This window comes from Oceanospirillum sp. (assembly GCF_982874595.1).
Map to the genome: position 1 here is coordinate 153,794 of NZ_CEYNZH010000001.1, position 20,406 is coordinate 174,199.

At 49.7% G+C, this 20,406-nt stretch carries 17 protein-coding genes and 1 pseudogene; 7 read left to right on the plus strand and 11 right to left on the minus strand.

What is annotated here, in order from left to right; genetic code table 11:
* The first annotated feature begins 15 nt into the window (after window positions 1-15).
* Window positions 16-729, plus strand: a complete 714-nt coding sequence (locus AC4GL5_RS00705) for a sce7726 family protein (protein ID WP_490380864.1) — start codon at window positions 16-18, stop codon at window positions 727-729.
* Window positions 730-733: 4 nt separating this feature from the next.
* On the opposite strand, the gene AC4GL5_RS00710 is transcribed toward AC4GL5_RS00705, so the two are convergent.
* The 3 genes from AC4GL5_RS00710 to AC4GL5_RS00720 are packed head-to-tail and all read right to left on the minus strand — an operon-like array spanning window position 734 to window position 2,966.
* Window positions 734-1,855: a beta family protein gene (locus tag AC4GL5_RS00710; protein ID WP_490380865.1), complete on the minus strand. Its 1,122-nt coding sequence runs from the start codon at window positions 1,853-1,855 to the stop codon at window positions 734-736.
* A gap of 8 nt (window positions 1,856-1,863) precedes the next feature.
* Window positions 1,864-2,352 carry an ImmA/IrrE family metallo-endopeptidase gene (locus AC4GL5_RS00715; protein WP_490380866.1) on the minus strand — a complete coding sequence of 163 codons (489 nt, stop codon included), beginning with the start codon at window positions 2,350-2,352 and terminating at the stop codon, window positions 1,864-1,866.
* Window positions 2,349-2,966 carry a hypothetical protein gene (locus tag AC4GL5_RS00720; RefSeq protein ID WP_490380867.1) on the minus strand — a complete coding sequence of 206 codons (618 nt, stop codon included), beginning with the start codon at window positions 2,964-2,966 and terminating at the stop codon, window positions 2,349-2,351. The genes AC4GL5_RS00715 and AC4GL5_RS00720 overlap by 4 nt, the downstream gene beginning before the upstream one ends.
* A 136-nt stretch (window positions 2,967-3,102) precedes the next feature.
* On the opposite strand from AC4GL5_RS00720, the gene AC4GL5_RS00725 reads away from it, so the two are divergent.
* Window positions 3,103-3,855, plus strand: a complete 753-nt coding sequence (locus AC4GL5_RS00725; RefSeq protein ID WP_490380868.1) for an HNH endonuclease — start codon at window positions 3,103-3,105, stop codon at window positions 3,853-3,855.
* 16 nt (window positions 3,856-3,871) lie between these two features.
* Here AC4GL5_RS00725 and AC4GL5_RS00730 read toward each other — a convergent pair whose 3' ends face one another.
* The 5 genes from AC4GL5_RS00730 to AC4GL5_RS00750 form a co-directional block, all read right to left on the minus strand.
* Window positions 3,872-4,741 carry an AraC family transcriptional regulator gene (locus AC4GL5_RS00730; protein ID WP_490380869.1) on the minus strand — a complete coding sequence of 290 codons (870 nt, stop codon included), beginning with the start codon at window positions 4,739-4,741 and terminating at the stop codon, window positions 3,872-3,874.
* A 102-nt stretch (window positions 4,742-4,843) separates the two neighbouring features.
* Window positions 4,844-5,761: a DUF7281 domain-containing protein gene (locus AC4GL5_RS00735; RefSeq protein WP_490380870.1), complete on the minus strand. Its 918-nt coding sequence runs from the start codon at window positions 5,759-5,761 to the stop codon at window positions 4,844-4,846.
* A gap of 27 nt (window positions 5,762-5,788) precedes the next feature.
* Window positions 5,789-7,060: a hypothetical protein gene (locus tag AC4GL5_RS00740; protein ID WP_490380871.1), complete on the minus strand. Its 1,272-nt coding sequence runs from the start codon at window positions 7,058-7,060 to the stop codon at window positions 5,789-5,791.
* Window positions 7,060-7,680, minus strand: coding sequence for a condensin complex protein MksE (locus AC4GL5_RS00745; RefSeq protein ID WP_490380872.1), 621 nt, complete (start codon window positions 7,678-7,680; stop codon window positions 7,060-7,062). The genes AC4GL5_RS00740 and AC4GL5_RS00745 overlap by 1 nt, the downstream gene beginning before the upstream one ends.
* On the minus strand, window positions 7,677-11,393 hold the full coding sequence (locus AC4GL5_RS00750; protein ID WP_490380873.1) for an ATP-binding protein: 3,717 nt from the start codon (window positions 11,391-11,393) through the stop codon (window positions 7,677-7,679). Before AC4GL5_RS00750 ends, AC4GL5_RS00745 begins: the two co-directional genes overlap by 4 nt.
* A gap of 369 nt (window positions 11,394-11,762) precedes the next feature.
* Here AC4GL5_RS00750 and gmk point away from each other — a divergent pair, with 369 nt between their 5' ends.
* The 4 genes from gmk to AC4GL5_RS00770 all read left to right on the plus strand — a co-directional run bounded on the left by gmk (window position 11,763) and on the right by AC4GL5_RS00770 (window position 15,518).
* Window positions 11,763-12,416: a guanylate kinase gene (gmk, locus tag AC4GL5_RS00755; RefSeq protein WP_490380874.1), complete on the plus strand. Its 654-nt coding sequence runs from the start codon at window positions 11,763-11,765 to the stop codon at window positions 12,414-12,416.
* A gap of 126 nt (window positions 12,417-12,542) precedes the next feature.
* Window positions 12,543-12,785, plus strand: coding sequence for a DNA-directed RNA polymerase subunit omega (rpoZ, locus tag AC4GL5_RS00760; RefSeq protein WP_490380875.1), 243 nt, complete (start codon window positions 12,543-12,545; stop codon window positions 12,783-12,785).
* Window positions 12,786-12,860: 75 nt separating this feature from the next.
* A complete protein-coding gene (gene spoT / locus AC4GL5_RS00765; protein ID WP_490380876.1) occupies window positions 12,861-14,999 on the plus strand; it encodes a bifunctional GTP diphosphokinase/guanosine-3',5'-bis pyrophosphate 3'-pyrophosphohydrolase in 2,139 nt (712 codons plus the stop codon).
* A 132-nt stretch (window positions 15,000-15,131) separates the two neighbouring features.
* Window positions 15,132-15,518, plus strand: coding sequence for a RidA family protein (locus tag AC4GL5_RS00770; protein ID WP_490380877.1), 387 nt, complete (start codon window positions 15,132-15,134; stop codon window positions 15,516-15,518).
* Window positions 15,519-15,626: 108 nt separating this feature from the next.
* Here the strand turns inward: AC4GL5_RS00770 and AC4GL5_RS00775 are convergent, their stop codons facing one another.
* From AC4GL5_RS00775 to AC4GL5_RS00785, 3 genes and pseudogenes are all read right to left on the minus strand, one after another.
* On the minus strand, window positions 15,627-16,166 hold the full coding sequence (locus tag AC4GL5_RS00775; protein WP_490380986.1) for a methyl-accepting chemotaxis protein: 540 nt from the start codon (window positions 16,164-16,166) through the stop codon (window positions 15,627-15,629).
* Window positions 16,161-16,943: pseudogene (locus AC4GL5_RS00780) on the minus strand (PAS domain-containing protein); the annotation flags it as partial. The gene AC4GL5_RS00775 and the pseudogene AC4GL5_RS00780, both read right to left, overlap by 6 nt.
* Before the next feature lie 158 nt (window positions 16,944-17,101).
* A complete protein-coding gene (locus AC4GL5_RS00785; RefSeq protein ID WP_490380878.1) occupies window positions 17,102-17,986 on the minus strand; it encodes an SDR family oxidoreductase in 885 nt (294 codons plus the stop codon).
* A 202-nt stretch (window positions 17,987-18,188) separates the two neighbouring features.
* Between AC4GL5_RS00785 and recG the strand changes: the two genes are divergently transcribed.
* Window positions 18,189-20,321: an ATP-dependent DNA helicase RecG gene (recG, locus tag AC4GL5_RS00790; RefSeq protein ID WP_490380879.1), complete on the plus strand. Its 2,133-nt coding sequence runs from the start codon at window positions 18,189-18,191 to the stop codon at window positions 20,319-20,321.
* Window positions 20,322-20,406 lie beyond the last annotated feature (85 nt).

Sequence of the window (20,406 nt, forward strand, 5' to 3'; positions counted from 1 at the left end):
TTCAGATATAAACATATGAAAAAAACAAAGCTACTAGAGCAAGACATAAAAGCTTTATTGGTAAATTATTTATACAAAAAAAACCATATAAAAGAAAAATCAATACTTATTAGCGAACTAACTATTGGTAACTTTTTACGCCGAGTAGACTTTGCAACAGTCACACCTAGTGAACTAATAGCATATGAAATAAAAAGCGAGTCGGATAACCTAACCCGACTCACCGGGCAAGTTAATGATTACTTAAAGTATTTTGACAAGGTAATTGTTATTGCCGATTCAAAACATATTGACTACATACTAAAACAAACACCAAATAAAGTAGGTGTTTGGGAAGTAAATCAAAACAAAATAATCATAAGAAGAAGAGGCGTCAAAGAAAAGATAAAAGACAAGTCAAGTATATCTTCTTTTTTAACTGATGCACAAATCAGGAAAAAAACTCGTCCTGAGCATAGGTTATCAGACAAAAATACAAGATTAGAGTCAATGATAAAAAGCAACTCAATGAAATCGATAAGAGAAGAGGTATACAATTTCCTGAGTGAAAAATTTTACAACAACTCTAAGGAAATAATGAAAAAGCTTTCTTTAGAAAACAAAATCAACTCGTCTGACATTGAGAAACTAAGCAATTATATAAAGGAGAGGCGAGCTATTAAAGAAAAAAAAGCCCTCAAATCAAAACTTTGGAAAAGCTGGGAAGCAGATATCAGCTCAAAGTTCTGACATATTAGTCAAACCACTCTTCATCTGTATCAAATTCCGAAACAGGGGTATCATAGTGAAGTTGTTTATATAAATGAATATTGATTCGAACAGCCGTTGACCTCGCCGGATTATTAATTCCAAGGAGCTCTCCCCTAGCGGTTAGCTCTATAACCTGTGTACCCCATAATCGAAGTTCAGGCTCCCAATAATCTGAAGCTATTACTCTTTTGGCCAGTTCTGAATAAGCTCTTTCTCGGTCTTTTCTGGTTGAAAGGTCTTCTTTATCGGTATTTAGCCGAATAAATCTCCAGTCGTTTGGTAGAGGGTAGTCAATTCTTGGGGCAGGAGCCCCACTACCACCTGAAAGTTTCTCTGCCCTAGCTCCACCTCTATCTGAGTAAACTAAATTGAACCCTGGGTTATTTGTTCTAATTTTGTTGAATATGAGCCGCTCAGTGATAGGGTTTTCACCTTGGTCATACCCCGCAAAGCTCATTGGAAAGCTAGTACAAGAAATAGCGAACTTTGCTGAAGGCAAAATACTATTCAATTTGGATATTTCTTCCGCCATTTTAGGCCAAAACCTAAAATCACGGGAATCTATTTGCTCATAGTCAAAGATAACAAATACATCTTCATAGCCTAAACAAGAAAGACTATACGCCACATCAGCATGTGTGCCATTCTGAATATGAATTATATTAAACCTAAGAACAATTCCTCGACCAAGAGAATATAGATTCTCTAACTGAGCTGTCATATTTGATAGATCATCAACTTGGACTACTGGAATAGCATTATCAATTTCTTTTAAAAAGTTAAACCAGTTTCTATACCCACCTTTAGAGTCCATCAATTCCTCTATTTGATAGAATACCTCTCTAGGATATCCACCACTACTATCTAGCTTATCAGTGAGAAATTCTCCATCAATATCAGCTATCCACTTACGTTTTTTTCCTATAGCTTTTTCTATACGAGGAACTGAATTATTTAATGATTGAGAGCCAACCCAACCTTTAAGGGGAATTAAGGGCAAGATAAGATCCTTATCTTTTTCAGGCAACTCTTCTATTGCATTCATTTCCGAAGGGCTAAGAGAAAGAATAGGGGTATACTTATAAGAAAAGCTTTCTCCAAACATATTATTACCTATTTACCTATGCGATATTTCAATGCAGTAATAGAAACACCTAAAAGGGAAGCAACTTTCTCGATACGTTCTTCTTCCCTGTACTTAGCAAGTGCTTTCATTTCTTTATCTACATAGTTCATTGGCATCAATATGTCAGCTGCAAGCCTATTTGCTTCAGCCTCCATCGCATCGGATAAAGTTGAGCGGTATAAAATATCATCAACAATACCATCACCAATATATTCTTTGTGTAATAGGAAATGAGCTACCTCATGAGCTAAAGTAAACCTCTGCCTTGCCTTAACATCATGTCTATTTACTCTAATAATATAAAGCTCATTTTCTCTTCTTATTTCACCTGAAATACCAGCGGCTAAGGTAGAACTTTTAACAGAAACCCCCAACGATTTAGCCAGCACCCCAACTTGAACTGGGAAACTATCATGGAAACTAGTAATTAGTTTCTGCTGTTCTTCGCTTAAAAGCGACCACTCCCTAGATGTCATGATCTTTCTATCTCTTCATCCAACTCGTTGTTTGAGTTAATGTTACCAAAAGCTACTCGATCTACAGCTTCAACAACCAGATCATTGAACTCCCCTCTATCAATTCGTTCCGCAACCTCTGTTTTGGCGACTAAATTTGCTTCATCTCTAGCTACACGCTCAGCTTCTTCTCGAGAGCTTGTCATAATTTTCTTGTAGCCAAATACTGATCCTATAGCAATTACAACACCTAAAGTTGTAACGATTACGGCCACACTAGCTAGCAAAATTCCAGTCCAAACCGAAAAATTCATACCTAAAGAGTCATTAACTCTTCTGGCCTTCAAAAGTTCAATCTCATTCTCATATTCGGATAATTTTTCTTCTAGTCTATTGATCTCTGTCTTTAACGCTTGGCTCTGAATTTCTGCTTTTCCATTTGCATCATTAATTGAGCTATCTAAATTGTGAATATTCTGAACTATCAGCTTCAAATCCCTAGTAATAATTTCTAACACTTCATCATGCTGCTTGATTTTTTCTAATGTGGACGGTGCCACATCCTGCTGTATGGGTGAGGCAAGTGTAAATGGCGATAACGAGACAAGAAATAAAAAGAAAATACGAATCAGCATATTGATACCATTACGAATAATTGCCACTAGGTAAAGTTATAACATAAGTCCAGCATCATTTTCTTTATTATTAATATCATAAATTAGATAATATTTAACACTGCAGCTGAAAATATTCTTTATTCAAGGATGAACCATGGCCCGCCGCAACTGGACTAAAGAAGAGCTCTATATAGCCCTTCGCATCTACTGTGAACTGCCCTTTGGGCAGTTCCATCAGCATCAACCTCGTATTATCGAAGTCGCTCAAAAGCTTGAGCGTACGCCTTCCGCATTAGCGATGAAGCTATGCAATATCGCCAGTCTCGACCCCGATATTAGAGAATCTGGGCGTAGCGGTTTGAAAAGCGCATCTGCGCTAGATCGTGAAGTCTGGCGGGAGGTTAGCAGTGACTGGGAGGCTTTTCTGGATCAGAGCGAGCAACTTTTAGAACAGCAGCAGATAGCACCGCCAGAACCTGATCTGGACGAAAAAGACACCGGCGAATATACGATTACCACGAAGGGAAGAAGAAACCAAAGTTTCTTTAGGAAGTCTGTGCTGAGTGCGTACGATCACAAATGCTGCATCACCGGCATTGATAACCCCACCTTCTTGGTCGCTAGCCATATCATTCCTTGGCGGAATAAAGACCACCAGAATCGAAGGCTCGATCCCAAAAACGGACTTTCTTTATCAAGCCTTCACGACCGCGCCTTTGATCAGGGGCTTTTGACGCTAAACGAGCACCTTGAAGTCGTTCTGTCACCGAAGCTACTCAAACTTGATACTCAATTTGCCCGTGTTAGCTTCGATGCTTTTGCAGGTCAGCAAATTCTGATGCCAAATAAGCTAGCTCCATGCGCTGAGGCACTGGCATTTCACAGGGCTGAAATCTTTCAGCCCTGATCCTGCTTCAACGCCCTCACACAATCGGCAGATAAATATCCGTTATCAGCTCGTGTTCATCCACTTCCGGGAAGAAGTTGTGATAGTGGAAATAGCAAGGGCTGTCGCGGAGTTCTTCGCCGCTTTCCGGTAGCCATTGCCCGTACAGGTAATAGACCTTGGCATCCAGTCCTTCGTGGGGGCCTTGATGGCGCACTACCGCACAGCGGCCTGCGGCCATGGTTTTGTTGATGATGCCAAAGGCATTTTCCGGAACCGATTGCGGGACTTCGCCGGCGATATCAAAGCGAAAATCCTCCGGTGCGGTATTTTTCGGGTCGCACAGAATAATACCGAAGGTTTTGCAGCTGGCGATGGGGGAGTAGCCGGTTTCGATGCGCCATTGGCGAAACTGTCCGGCGGAGGCCATGACAGTTTCCATGGGGCCTTTGTGTTCCAGTACGGCGATCTGCATCTCGGGTTGGGTTACGATATTGACGTTCACAGGTGTCTCCTGTTGATGATCTGGTGTCGGATTTTGGTAGTGGCGGTTCCAGAGCATCCAGTCGGCCTGATGGCGAAATTCGCTGGGGGACTGAGCAAAACCCCGTCTGAAGGCGCGGGTAAAGGATTCCGGGCGTTCAAAGCGGGCATCAAAGGCGATATCGGTTATGGGGCGATCCGGCTGAAAGGCCAGCTGGTAGGCGGCCCGTTTCAGTCGCAGTTGCTGCACAAAGCGGGTGACGCTCATGCCCATAAACTGGCTGAACTGGCGGTGAAAGTGATAGCGGGAAAAGTGCGCTACCTGACTCAGCTCGTCCAGAGTCAGATCACGATCCAGATGCTGGTAGATGTAGTCACATACCGCCAACATACGTTGCTGATAGCGCTGCTTTGCCTGATTCACTCCGGCCCCTGATTATCTTGTCTGATGATGTTTACTGTCGGCTAAAAGCCTGTGTTCTGCGGAAGGAACCACCTTCTGACGCCAGTATGCGATGACACCGCACTAACAACCTGACCCATCTTGCGCTTTATCAGAATAGATATTCAGAATGCGCAGCGCTAAACCTAAATCCTGCACCTTTTGCTGACGCAGCCCTCGTTGTTTCAGAATGGGCAGAAGTTTTTGTAGTACAGGATTAAGTTGGGGCTGGTAGGTTTGCAGGGTGTGATTAAAGGCATCCTGCTTCTCCGGGTTCATCAGGGGGCGGGCGTATTCTTTCAGCTGATCGTCAGGCGGTAACAGCAGCTGCTGATAACCTTCGCTGATGGCAATTTTGACGCCGGCGGGATCAAAATCACCAAAGTACACCATAAGATGCGTCTGATCATCGGGGTGCAGGGCCCGCCATGCCTGCCGAAGCTTTTTTACGCCTCGGGCGTAGAGCGTGTCGCCCCGATACACGATCAGGTCATCTGCCTGCAGGCTGAGGCAAAAATCCGCCAGCTCGTAAAAACAATCGAGGTTTTCGACGGCGATCAGGCGGCTAAAGCGGCTGAGATCCAGAGTGGTTACGTCAAGATCCACAACCTGAATCTGTCCTGTCAGTTCACAGGGCAGAGGTTTCGGCAGATAAACCAGCACGCGGTTTTCCCGGGGTTTAAGGCCTTGCTGTTTATCTTCCTGATCGCTTTGTTGCGCTTGTTCCATTCGGGTTTTGTCGCTCAGATCATCCCGAAAGCTGTGGTGCCCCAAAAGCCGTTGGCGCTGATCAATGGCATCCAGCAGTTCAGGCGTGAGATAAAACTCATTCAGTTGCAGGCTATTAGCGGGACAAAGATCTGAGGGCAGATCCTGATCGAGACACCATTGGATCAGCCGGGTTAGGAGTTTACCGCGCTTTACTTTCACCCGATGTTCACGGCGAACCCGGGCTTCTTTATCCCGCAGCCAGCGATTTACATTGCCTGGCAAAACGTCCAATTGGTGCCTCCTGTAACGTCTGAATGCCTACACCCGCAACTGCAGCTGAATATCCTGAATCAGCATAAGACCATTGGTGGCGGATGCCTTGGCTTCCTGATTGGTCAGGCGGAACAGGCGCTGATCCTGTCGGGGCAGGGCCTGATAATCGGAGATAATCTGGTAAAGCCAGATCTCAGGGTCCCATTCCAGCTGCTGCTCATCCCGATAAGCAAGGGCACTGACCGTTGGTTGGTGCTCGGCCAGATCCGGGGTTTCAGTGGCGCGGTCGATGATATGCAGATAAAAGTTTTCCACATCCTGTTTCAGGGCTTTCTGTCGGGCTGCGACCTCTTCATCGACAAATGGCGCGGTGAAGGTGGCGCTCTTAGCATCCGGTGTCGGGGTGTGATCGCTTTTCGGCAGGTCATGCACCAACTCGGCCAGACGCTGACGCTCTCCGGCGCGGTCAAAGGCCGCGGCACCTTTCAGCTGAATCGGTGCAGCCTGATTAAACAGGTCCGGCACGCTACTGCGATGGGGATAATCTGCCGGGCTATAAGCGGGGTGCTGCTTGAGAAAGCTGACCATATTGTTGATCAACAGTGACCGGGACTGCTGCTGACGGAATTTTGCCAACAGAGCGACCAGTCGTTTCTGCACTTCCAGCAAGCTACCGTGATGGCCGCTCAACTGATACTGCAAACGGCTGACCAGCAGTTTACGCAGATGGCTGTTACCTTCTGCCAGCTCAATCATCTGGTTAAAGTCGATCAGTTGCAGGCCATCGAGCAGGCGGCGTAGCTGTTGCTGGGCGCGTTCATTCTCACGAATTTTTTCGTTCAGGCTGCCGACAAAGCCGAAGTCGGTGTTCAGTCGGTTCCAGAGACTGTCAATCGCCTCTTCAAACTGGCCGGAAAGGTCATGCACCAGCTCGGTAAGACGCTGCAGCTGCATCTCTGCAACGGTGTAATCGCCTTTAAATTGCGCTTCTTTGTAGGCCTGAACCCGGTTGTGAATCTGCTCCAGCTTTTGGGCAACATCGGCATTCACCTGTCGGCGGTTTTCATCCGATACCATGCTGGCGATCAGCTCACTCAACTGAGGTCGCAAGGTGAGGGACTGCGTCTCATCCGGTCGCCAGAGAATACGGGCAGCGATCAGTTTTTTCAGGGCGCTGTCACTGAGTTCTGCTTCATCAACAAAACCCTGCAGATACCCCTGCATCAGCACCTTATGGTATTTACCCAACAGCGCCAGCCGCTCGGCCCCGATGGTGAACAAGCTGGAGGTGAGATTGCGGTCTGCTGCATCCGCCATCAGAGCAGTACCTCCTGGGTCGGATCATCCTCCACCGGCAGGTGCTCTTCGTCACGGATAAAGCGAATCATATCCAGCAGATAATCGATTTTGCCGGTCACCACATAATAGTGACGGTCACCGTGAGGTTGCTGCAGATAGCCGTGGTCTTTCAGGCGGCGGAAAATCAGTTTTACTTGCTGATCCAGCGCCTCACTCTGGCTGTTAAAGAAACGATCATTAGCCAGTGTTTGCAGGCGCTGACGCAGACTCTGGTTATCTTCAGCACGCAGCACAAACTCCTGCATTTTCAGAGTATCACCCGCGCTGAGGGCGCTGTCATGGCCCAGGGTTTCCTGCACCAGCTGTAACCACTCCAGCACCGGCAACAGGGATTGCACGGTCAGGGCAAACTGATGACTGATCTGCTCCCGTGCTTCCGGCGTTAATTCCTGATAGGCAAGAAAGTAGACACTCTTATCATCATTGGCGGCCAGACGTCGGTTCAGGGGGCGCAGGTAATCATTAATGGCATCACGGGTTTCGCCATCACTCAGGTGACGATAACCGTCAGGATCACTGATGGCGCAGACGAAATCACCCGCAAGCAGGCGCTCTAACAGGGGGCCGTGTTGAATCATGCTGAGGTCTCCTGATGGATTGCAGAGCTGGCTTGTTTCTCAGCCAGACGCTCCGCCAGTTTGCTGACTTTAGGTTGAATACGTTTGAGTCGACGCAGGTCCGGACGCTGCTGATCCGCTTCAATCAGGTAGCGGTGCCGGAACAACATAAGCACATCAGATTCCGGATTCGGGAAGGCTCCCACCACCACAATCCGGTTGCTGCTGCAGGCCTGGAACAGACGTTCGACGTTGTGGTAGGCCAGGGTGCCGATCTCATCAATCGGCCAATGCAGGGTAACGTCCGCATCGCCTTTTAACAGGCGGGTAAACGCCAGCAAGTACTTACACAGGATCAGGTACGCCATACCGTGGCTGGAGGATTCCAGCAGCTGACGATCATTTTTGATCACCAAATCCGACCCGCCTTCACTCAGGTGCAGTTCCAGTCGCAACAGAGATTCAAAGCTGTACTGTTCATCGGAACGCAGCAGCTCGGCCACATCGGACAACGCATTCAGATATTCGTCAGTCGGTTCGTCGTGACCGCTGTCACGCCACTGATCGTAGAGCTTGGCGAACTTTTTCAGCGGCTGCCAGAAACCCAGCTCATCGATGGTGGAAAGAATTCGCACCTCGGAACGGCTGATACCTTCCAGCACAAGATCATCAGAAACCGCCTCGCTCAGGCGGCGGCTCTGACGGTTAATACGGCGGTTGATATCGCTGAACACATCGAAGAATTTTTTCAGATCACCGCCAATGTTTTCACCCATCTCCAGCAGCTGCTGTTGCTGATCTTTCAGGATATGCAGCAGGTCGGTGAGAATCGGCAGTTGTTCGCGGGTTCCGGCAAAGTCCGGCAGCTTACTTTTCTCATGCTCAAGGCGATCAATAAATTCGCGGCTGGCGTTTTTATTCAGTTCGCTCTCAAACTGACTGACATTCTTATCCAGCAACGCAAGTTGCTTACCGCGTTGCTCCAGCGCTTCATTGACCCGCGCCAGACGCTCCGTCAGATCACTGCCATCAGACTGTTCGGCAAGGATACTGCCCAACAGATCCAACTCATCCAAACGAAGCAGAACATTACGCAGCAGGCCCAGCGTTTCTTCCGCCTGACGGATGCGATTCTGATGAGTTTCTTTATCACCTTCCAGCTGTTTGCTCTGACGGCTGAAATCACTTTTCAGCTCACTCAGAGCCTGCTGCAGATTACGCTGCTGCTGCTTGAGTTCGGTTTCTTCCGACAACAGCTGTGGGCGACGCTGCTGCCAGTCGACCTGCATAAAGTCCTGCCACTGGCGCAGGCTGTCCTGACGCTCTTCCACCTGACGGATCTGCTGTTTCAGCTGCTCCTGGCGTTGTTTCAGCTCGCTAAGGCGTTTCGGGTCAATCCCTTTGGCAGACAGCTCTTCTTCAAAGGCTTTCTGCAGCTCTTTAAGCTGCTTGCGGTTTTCTTCCCGGCGCTCTGCCAGTTGCTGATCCAGCTGTTCGATCTGATCATCCAGCTGCTGCAAGGCACCTTGCCAGTCAGCTTTCAGCTCCAGGCGCTGATTCTGGTGATCATCCTTCATCGCCTGCAGATCCAACTGCTGACGGGAGGAGATCTGTTCCAGCTGCTGTTTTTTCTCATTCCACTGATCAGACAATTGCTGCTTGCGGGCATTAAGAGCAGCTTTCTGTTGCTCTCTTAAGCGATCACGGGCATCACGTACGTAGTCGATATTCTGTTCGTGTTCCTGCTGCTGCCACTGCACCTGTTCCAGTGCGGCTTTAGCTGTCTCAAAGTTTTCGTGACAGGTTTTGAGCATTTTTTCCGCATCCGCCTGCCCGGCTTTCGCGGTGCCCAGCTGCTGTTCGGCCTGCTGGATGCGGTGTTGGATCGCGGCTTCATCCTGAGCGTAATCCGGCAGATCCAGCTGATTCAGTTCCAGCAATAAACCGTACAGGCTGTGTTCGGTCTCTGAACCTGCTTCCTGAGACAGTGCTTCGCTAAGGCGGGGCTGCAGATCACTGCGCTCCAGAAGCTCAGGGGCGATCACCTTGCCCAGTGTTTGCTCCCAGTCCTGATAGTTCCCACGGAGGAAATGGCGCAAGCTGCCCTGTTCCGGGGTCAGCTGACGCTGCAATTTCTGCCGCTCTGCATCCGCCTGCTGTACCAGCTGACGCTGACGGCCTAACTGATCATCTGCCTGCTGCTGAGCCGTTCGTGCTTCGTCCAAAGCTTGTCGGCTACGCTGTACCTGCTGCTGGTGCTGACGGGCAACCTGCTGCGCGTCTTCCAACCGGGCATCCGCCTCTGCTAACGCTTCCCGTTCCTCTTCGGTTTCCAGCGGGGCATTCAGCTGGCTTTCCAGTACGGCGATAGCACTCTGACATTCGGATTTCTGCTCGGCGAACAACTCCTGTTGCTGCTGAAAACGGCTCTGGAATGCCTGATCCAGTTCCGCCAGCTGATTCTCCTGCGCTTCCTGCTTCTCACGGATCTCCAGCTGCAGTGCCTTGACCTTACGGCCATGCTGCTCGCTATGACGGTCCAGGGCTTCAGACAATTTAATTTTGCGCAGATCCAGCTGACGCTCCAGATCGCCCTGTTGCTCGGCCATCAACTGATACTGTTCCTGCAGGTCCTGGAGTGTTTCCCGCCAAAGGGGCAGGGAATCGGTATCCCGCTGCAACTGCGCCATATCCTGCGCTTCGTAGTCGTCGAAACGTTGCTGCATGCGATCCAGACGAGCCTGAGTCTCTTTAAGATCATGTCCGGCCTTACTCAGACGGCTGTTGATGTCGCTTTCCTGCTCCTGAAAGGTTTCTTTCAGGTGGCTGATCTGTTTACGCAGGCCATGCAGAATCTCTTCGCTATCTGCTTTTTGCTGCAGCTGTTGCTGCTGATCTTTTTGCAACAGAGGCTGCAGACCAACCAGCTGAGATTCCAGGCCTTCCAGCTGTCGCGCCAGCTGTTTCAGGTCATCCAGTTTCTGCTGCAGATCCTTCAGCCCCTTGGACTGACGCATCTGTTGAATCCATTCACGGGCCTTGGTGTTTTTCACCCGGGTAGCCGGTAAAACAACGCCATCTTCTTCAAAAATCGCGGCCAGCATCGCCTTCAGGGTATCCATCTTGCCTTCTTTGGCGTGTACGGCACTGACCAGCTTTTCAATATGCCGCAGTTTGTGCGCGCCACTGACCAGACTGAAATTAGCGGCCAGACGTCTCAGGCGGATGCTTTCTGCGTTATTACCCCGCAGAGCACTGGTGTCATTCTGAATGATGCTGCGATATTCGCTGGTGGCACTGATCTTAGGCGAGACCAGACCTGCGGCCTGATGTCGGACCAGACTGGCCCACTCGCTGTAGCTGAAGGTGGTGTAGCGCCCCTTACCATCTGCCTTCAGGTAATGTTCGCTGTTGTAGGGAATGCCGACTAAGCGGTATTCCAGACCACCATCGCTCTTTTTGGTGAGTACCGTCTGGCAGATATCGCCGTTGTCGCGTCGGTATTCGTAAATGATGTAGCTCTTGCTGAGGGGCAGATAGAACTCATCGAACTTTTTACGTGTCTTCGGTACGACGCGGTTGGGCAGCTCACCGTAGAATACCGGTACCAGACGTTGCAGGGTGGTTTTACCTGAGGCGTTCGTACCGCAGATGTTGGCGTGTTCATCCAGCTGCAGTTCCACCACGCCATCAAGGTGGGTGTTGATCAGTACGATACGAAGTAGTTGCGACATATCACGTCCTTCAGGTTGGGCCGGTCTGTAAAAAAAGACCTCTATTCTACCTGCTCAGACAAAAACTGGCGCGGGTTTCTCAAGTTGTTTACCGGTCTGGAAGGCAGGCCACCGATCCGGAACCTGCGGCCCGGATCACCGTAAAATCTTCTGACAGCAGGCAATTCTATGTCTGAAATGCCAAGCTAAAGGACATAATTAGGCGGATATCGCTCTTAAATACATCAAGATAGTTAAGGCGACACTGCACTTGTTTTTATGAAAAGTAGGGAAAGACCTTTTTCAAGAATCGCTTCCTTGGTAAAAGTCGCATCTGCGTTGTAATACCGATAAAATCCACGCTAAGAATACAGGCTTTAGGAATCCGACATGTCTCAGAACTCTGCGCTTCAACACCCAGAGGAAAACCGCTCTAAGGGCACGCTTTATATTGTTTCAGCACCCTCCGGTGCCGGTAAGTCTAGTTTGGTCACTGCGCTGCTGGAACAGACCCGCCACATTAAAGTGTCCGTGTCACACACCACCCGGGCTCCCCGCCCTGGTGAAGAAGATGGCGTGAACTACAACTTCGTTTCCGTTGAGCAGTTCAAAGCGCTACTGGCGGAAGAGGCGTTTCTGGAGCATGCCGAAGTTTTCGGTAACTTTTACGGCACCTCCCGCATCTGGCTGGAAGAGCAGCTGAATGCCGGAACCGACATCATTCTGGAGATCGACTGGCAGGGCGCGCAGCAGGTTCGCCAGCTGATGCCGGAGGCTGTGGGAATCTTTATTCTGCCACCATCAAAAGCAGCCTTACAGGAACGATTGGACAATCGCGGGCAGGATTCAGCCGAAATTATCGCTGGCCGAATGGCTCAGGCGGTGAGTGAGATGTCGCATTACGATGAATATGACTATGTCATCATCAATGATCGCTTTGAAGTCGCTCTGAATGAGCTGCGATCTGTTATTATTGCCCAACGCCAGTTGCTGAAAAACCAGCAACAGCGCCAGGGTCTGCTGATCAACGATCTTTTGGCTTAACTTTTGACCTATAAAGCCCGCCACTTGCGGGATTAAGTTGTCGTTGATCTCTTGTCAGAGAAAGCCGTAATTCAGTAAACTGGGCGATTCTCTGCTGGTTGTAATTTTTTAATTTGGGGATACCAAATGGCTCGCGTCACTGTTGAAGATTGTTTAGAAAACGTAGAAAACCGCTTTGAACTGGTCATGGTTGCCAGCAAACGTGCTCATCAGCTGAGCACCGGCGGTAAAGATCCTATGCTGGCATGGGAAAACGACAAGCCAACGGTTATGGCGCTGCGTGAAATTGCAGAAGGTCACGTAACCAGCAAACTGCTGCGTGATGCGGAAGCGATCGGTCGTGAATTCCAGGGTGACGACGAGGAGTAAGTCGCCTATGTTGGCACAGATTAAACCCGTTTTTTCCGGCAGCTGTTCAAGCAAATCAGTTTAAGGAGCTGCACTGTGTCAACCATTGAAGACTTAGTGGATCGCCTGCGTGGTTACCTGAAGCCTGAAGAAATTCAGCAGGTACGTCGTGCGTATTATTTCGCCGAGCAGGCCCACGATGGCCAGCGCCGCCGCAGCGGTGAGCACTATGTGACTCACCCGTTAGCGGTGGCCACCATTCTTGCCAACATGCACATGGACCATCAGAGCCTGATGGCCGCCATGCTGCACGATGTGATTGAAGATACCCCGGTTACCAAGGAAGCGCTCGCCAAGCAGTTCGGTGAAACCGTTGCCGATCTGGTGGATGGGGTTTCCAAGCTGACCCAGATTCACTTCGAGGACAAAGCCCTCGCGCAGGCGGAAAACTTTCAGAAAATGGCGCTGGCCATGGCGAAGGATATCCGTGTGATTCTGGTGAAACTGGCGGATCGTCTGCATAACATGCGAACACTGCGCGCTCTGCGGCCGGATAAAAAACGTCGTATTGCCCGTGAAACCCTCGATATTTATTCCCCGATTGCTGCCCGTCTGGGTATCAATACCATTCGAACCGAGCTGGAAGAGCTGGGTTTCGAGGGTATGCACCCGATGCGCTATGAGCGCCTGAAGCGCGCCGTACAGAGTGTTCGTGGTAACCGTAAACAGGTGATCCGCGAGATTCAGAACGCCCTGCAGGCCTGTATCGACGAAGAGGAGTTAAGCGGCAAGGTTTTTGGCCGCGAAAAACACCTGCTCAGTCTGTATCGTAAGATGCGCGCCCGCCGTAAGTCTTTCTCGGAAGTGATGGATGTCTACGGCTTTCGTATCGTGACCGACAAAGTGGATACCTGTTACCGCATCTTAGGTGCTATTCACAACCTTTATAAGCCGGTTCCCGGCCGTTTCAAAGATTATATCGCTATTCCCAAAGCGAACGGCTACCAGTCGCTGCATACCTCTCTGATCGGTATGAACGGTATTCCGATTGAAGTTCAGATCCGTACCCGTGAGATGGAGTCGATGGCCAATAACGGTATCGCTGCTCATTGGCTGTACAAATCAGAACAGGAAGATAACGCCAAAGGCATGACAGGAGCCAGTCATGCCCGTGCCCGCCAATGGGTGAAAGGTCTGCTGGAGATGCAGCAACGTGCCGGTAACTCACTGGAGTTTATCGAGCATGTGAAGATGGATCTCTTCCCGGATGAGGTTTATGTCTTTACGCCGAAAGGCGACATTATGGAGCTGCCATCCGGTGCCACCGCTGTGGACTTTGCCTACGCGGTACATACCGATGTGGGTAACTCCTGTGTTGCAGCCCGTATCAACCGCCGCCTGTCACCGTTAAGTGCTCATCTGGAAAGCGGTCAGTCGGTGGAGATTATTACCGCACCAAGTGCCCGGCCAAATCTGGCCTGGCTAAGCTTTGTCGCGACCGCTAAAGCGCGAAGCGCGATTCGCCATTACCTGAAGAATCAGCAACGTGCAGAATCAGTTTCGCTGGGCAAACGCCTGCTGAACAAGGCACTGGATGCCTTCGACAAACAGTATGATGAAATTCCGAAATCTCAGATCGAGGCACTGCTGAAAGAGTTCCAGTACGAAACCGAACAGGATCTGCTGGATGCGATCGGTCTGGGTAACCGCATGGCCTTTGGTGTCGCGCGGGCTCTTATCGGTCAGGAAGGTAACTCTGCCGAGCAGGAGCAGACTCCGGTTTCCACGAACAACAAGCTGGCGATCAGTGGTACCGAGGGAATGGTCACCTCTTACGCACGTTGTTGCCACCCAATACCCGGTGATCCTGTGGTTGGCCATATCAGTAGTGGTCGAGGTATCGTGATTCATGTGGATACCTGCCGCAATATTGCTGATATCCGTGATGACAGTAATCGCTGTGTGCCAATGGACTGGTCTGAGGGTGTGACGGGTGATTTTACCGTGGTACTCAGAGTTGAAGCAGAGCACCAGAAAGGGTTTATCGCGTCGCTAGCGGCTCTGATCACCGAGGCTGACGGGAACATAGAGAAGATCACCACCGAAGAGCGGGATGCCCGCCTGACCATGGTGAATATCGAAATGAGTATCGCGAATCGCGTACACCTGGCTAAAGTGATGCGCCGCATCCGCACCCTGAGCAACGTCAGCCGTATTACCCGAGCGCGACGTTAGACCTATCTGATTCCCTACATCTCTATAACAGCAGACCCTTGTGGTCTGCTGTTTCGGTTTCTGCCCCGTACCATTCTGCAGAAATCCTCTAAACAATAAGCCCAATAGCAATAAGAAAACGGAGAAGATGCAATGAGTAATAAAGGTGTTATCCACACAGATAAAGCCCCGGCAGCGATCGGAACTTATTCACAGGCGGTAAAAGCAGGCGATACCGTTTATCTGTCCGGCCAGATTCCTTTGGTACCGGAAACCATGGAGATCATCTCAGATGATTTTGCTGAACAGACTGAGCAGGTATTCAAAAATATCTCTGCGGTGGTTGAAGCCGCTGGTGGTCAGCTGTCTGACGTGGTGAAACTGAATATCTATCTGACCGACCTGTCTAATTTCGCGACCGTGAATGAAGTCATGGGTCGTTTCTTCAAACAGCCTTATCCGGCACGCGCAGCAGTGGGTATCAAAGAACTGCCTAAAGGCTCTCTGGTTGAGATCGAAGGTGTTGTTGTTCTTTCTTAATCATCACGGCACAGCCAAAGAGATCCTCATCGATCGATGGGGAATCTCTTTGATGCGGGTCGCCGCCACGATGATCTTTCCGTTATGGCTACCTTCAGGTGTCCGGAGTCAGAGATTCTTTTTAAACTCGCCAACAGCCTCGACAACCTGACGCGCCCCTGACTGTATATCGCCCATCACCCGGCCGGACTGGTTGGAAAGCTCCATCGCCTCGCTGATTTTCTTCAAACTTTCCTCAATCAGGCTCACCGCATCCTGGGTCAGCTGCTTATTTTCTGAAACAACAGTAATAATCTGCTCTGTTGTTGAGCTGGTTCGCGATGCCAGTTGACGCACTTCATCAGCCACGACAGCAAAGCCTCGGCCTTGTTCTCCGGCCCGCGCAGCCTCAATCGCCGCATTAAGAGCTAACAAATTAGTCTGTTCAGCGATGCCGCGAATGCTTTCAACCAGATCCGATACCTTAATCGACTGGGCATCCAGTTCAAAAACACCTTTACTGGCCTCCTGCATCTGGGCATACAACTCATTCATCGTTGCAATGGTCGATTCCAAAACCCGAATACCCTCAGAGGTATCTGCGTCAGTCTTCCTGGATATCTCATAAGCAATCTCAGAAGTTTCAGAGATTGCCTGCTCGCGGTTCATTTGTTCGGTGATGACAGTGGCGAATTTAGCCACCTTGTAAAGCTCACCGCTTGCATCATGAATCGGATTGTAACTGGCCTCAAGCCAGACGATATTGCCATGACTATCAAAGCGTTTAAAACGGCCTGAAACATAGGTGCCGGATGCCAGCCTGCGCCAGAAAGCCTGATATTCTTCTGATCCGCTCTCTTCGGAGCTGCAGAATATTCTATGGTGCTGGCCAACAATCTGACTTTTTCTGTAATCCATCGCCTTGAGGAAATTATCGTTAGCGTCAAGGATAATACCATCGAGACTAAACTCGATAACCGCGGAGGACCGATTAAGGGCAGTTATCATATCCTCCTGCTCTCGGGAGTGAGAGATGGTTCGCGTCAGCTCTACCGCATAAACCGTATGCTCGATCACCTGCTTTTTGACGTCTTTTACAGGCTGAATAATCGCACGGTACCAGGCTTCTGTGCCGTCTTTGGTTATCAGCTGAAGTGCACCATGCCAGTGTTTACCGGAATGAATAGCGTCAATCATCAGTTGGCAGTAATCTTTTTTTGCAGACTTTTCGGACACAATATCCATCAGTCTCTTACTTGTCAGCTCGCTAAGCAGGTAACCTGAAGACTCAAGAAAAAGGGTATTGGCATTCAGAAACGTACCGCGCTTATCCAGCGAAAAGTTCAGCATTTCTGACTGAAGGTCACGTTTCATATCGTGAAAAGCTTCCAGCTCCTCTTCAAGCACTTCTATTCGGGACTGTAGTTTCCGGTTATGAAACAGCATTTATCGCATCCTATAGATTGACAGGGGATTCAATGGCAGGGTATTGACTAGTTTATACGTTTATTGGCGACCAGCGGGTCACAATTTACACTGTGATATAAAAAAATATTTCTTGGTAATGAAGCACCTGAACGGCCCACAGCCGTTCATCCGAGTTTTTATTGCACTTTTTCTTCAGCAATCTCCTGCTTAACCTTCTTCAGCGCTTCAAGATAGCCTTCCCGATAGGTCGGGTAGGTGAATTCATAGCCGGTACTCAGCAGTAAGCGGTTGTCACAGATTTTACTGGTGCGGCGACGGGTGGGCGATTCAACGACCTCAGTAGGGGTTACCTGAAGAACATCAGCCATCCAGTTCATCACATCAAACAGAGGAACAGAGCCTTTGTCAGTGGCCAGGTAAACCGTCTCAGGAGTTTTGCCGGATTCAGTCATAGCAATCAGATGCGCCAGCACACCGGCACAATCTTCACTGTGAATACGGTTGGTGTATTTCACCGGTACTTCAGGCGCAATGCGGCCCTGACGTACCTGGCGAATCAACATATCCCGGCCCGGACCATAAATTCCTGAGAAACGCACACAGCTGTGGTTCAGTCCGCTTTTACGCAGGGCGTCTTCCGCTTTCAACATGATACTGCCGGCAAACCCGGAAGGTTGCGGCACGGTCGTCTCATCAACCGTTTCGCCTTCAGTCTGGCCATAAACACTGGTGCTGGAAACAAAGAGAATATGCTTAGGCGTGTGTTTGATTTTTTTAAGCCAGCGCAGCATCTGCTTAACGCCTGCCTCGTAAGCACTTTGATAAAACGCTTCAGAAAAGCCTCCGGCAGCTACCGAATAGATAATGTAGTCAGGTTTAAGCGTCAATTCCTGCCAGGATTCAGGCTCGGCAACATCCAATCTAACGGGTTGAACACCATCGGGCAGATTATCGGGATTTCGGCGGGCACCGTGTACCTGATGGTTCTGTGTAAGCAGTCGACGGGCAGTACGACTGCCAATATCACCGCATCCTACGATCAAAATCTCCTGAGCACTCATCTTTCTTCTCTCCCCGGGAATCTCTATTATCTGATTAAACCGGCGTCTGACAGATAGGCCAGCACGCATCCTTTGCCATCTTTTTCTGAGGTTATAGCAACCAACGTTAACCTGTCTCCCTGATAGGTCTGACCATAATACAAGCAAAGCGTGCCAGGTAACTACCGGATAAATATCGCCTCACCCAGCAGATGGACAGAATATGCCAACCACATCAACCGCTATAAAAACTGTAGCCAACCCTGTTGTTAAAAAAACAGGACTGGGCTCAGATCAGCTCTCACAGCCGGTCACAGTACTGAAGGGTGTTGGTGCCGCATTAGCAGAAAAACTGGCCAAACTGAGGATTCATTCTGTCGAAGATCTGCTGTTCCATCTCCCTTTACGGTATCAGGACCGGACACGGGTCACTCCCATGGGGTCCGTTCGTCGTGGAGACGAGGTTGTCATTGTCGGGCAGGTTGCTCTGGCAGATGTCACGAAAGGTCGTCGCAGAGCATTAGTGGTGCGCCTTTCCGACGGCACAGGCAGCATCACGTTACGTTTCTTTCATTTCAATATGGCACAGAAAAATCAGTTTCAGAAGGGGGCCCTGGTTCGTTGTTATGGCGAAGCCCGACCGGGCGCCAGTGGTCTTGAGCTGTACCATCCGGAATATCGGCTGGTGGCGCAGGATCAGCCCCTTGAGATGGATGATCATCTGACGCCTATTTACCCCCTGACGGAGGGACTGACCCAGAACCGACTGCGCCAGCTGATTCATCTTGCCCTCCAGGAGCTGAAGCAGGCTGAGGTCATTGATTGGCTCCCCCAAAGCTTGTTTCCTAATCTGCCATCGCTCAAAGAATCCCTACTGCTGTTGCATGAACCGCCACCGGATGCACCGGTTTATGATCTGAAGGACTACAAACACCCCAGTCAGCATCGGCTGATCCTGGAAGAACTGATCGCCCAACAACTCAGCCTGCTAAAGCTGCGGCAGCAACACAAGCACCACACAGCCCCGGTGTTCCACAGCACGGGAATGCTCAGTCAGCAACTGCTGAATCAGCTCCCGTTTCCTCTCACTGGGGCTCAAAACCGGGTAATAGAAGAGATACGGCAGGATATCCAGCAGGGCAGCCCCATGCTACGGCTTGTTCAGGGTGATGTCGGCGCCGGAAAAACACTGGTGGCTGCGATGGCTGCGCTTCAGGCCATTGAGGCTGGTTTTCAGGTTGCGGTAATGGCACCCACTGAGATCCTTGCTGAACAACACTTTAATAACTTCACTCAATGGTTTGCACCATTGGGCATTAATGTCGCCTGGATGGCAGGCAAATTAAAAGGCAAAGCCCGTCAGACTCAGCTGGAGCAGATCGCAGGAGGAGCCCCTATGGTTGTGGGCACCCATGCACTGTTTCAGGAGAGTGTCATTTTTGAAAAACTCGGACTTATTATCGTCGATGAACAACACAGGTTCGGGGTACATCAAAGGCTTAGCCTGCGTGAAAAAGGACAACAGGGCGATTTATATCCCCACCAGCTGATTATGACCGCCACACCGATCCCCCGAACACTGGCGATGAGTGCTTATGCAGACCTGGATACGTCGGTTATCGATGAGCTACCACCCGGGCGAACACCGATTGAGACGGTTGCTCTGGCCGATACCCGTCGGGATGAGATTATTCAGCGTATCGCTGCAGCCTGCTATCAGGGTAAACAGGCTTACTGGGTCTGCACTTTGATTGAAGATTCTGAAGCGCTGCAATGTCAGGCGGCTGAATCCACTTTTGAGGACCTGCAAACACGTCTTCAGGGACTCAATGTCGGCCTGGTTCACGGACGTATGAAGGCCCAGGAAAAAGCCGATATTATGGCCCGGTTTAAAGCGAATGAACTGCAACTTCTGGTCGCCACAACCGTTATTGAAGTCGGCGTTGATGTACCCAATGCCACGTTAATGGTGATTGAGAACCCGGAACGTCTGGGCCTGTCCCAATTGCACCAGCTGCGGGGTCGTGTGGGTCGTGGAGATCAGCAAAGCTATTGTGTTCTGCTTTATCACACGCCTTTATCAAAAAATGGTAAAGCCCGTGTTGCTGTGATGCGGGAAACACAGGACGGCTTTAAGATTGCTGAAAAAGATCTTGAGCTACGGGGGCCAGGGGAAGTACTCGGAACCCGGCAAACAGGCTTGGCTCAGATGAAAATTGCCGATCTGGTTCGGGACCAGTACCTGCTCAATGAAGTCAATAATGCAGCAAATCAGCTGATTCAGCACTACCCTGAGAACCTGAGTCCCTTGGTTGAACGTTGGCTGGGAGGGGCAGAGCAATACGCTCAGGTTTAATCCTGAATTATTGATTAACCCATTGAAAATACATGTTTTAAATCATGTTCATATATCGTGCTGTAAGGCATAGTAGGTATAATTA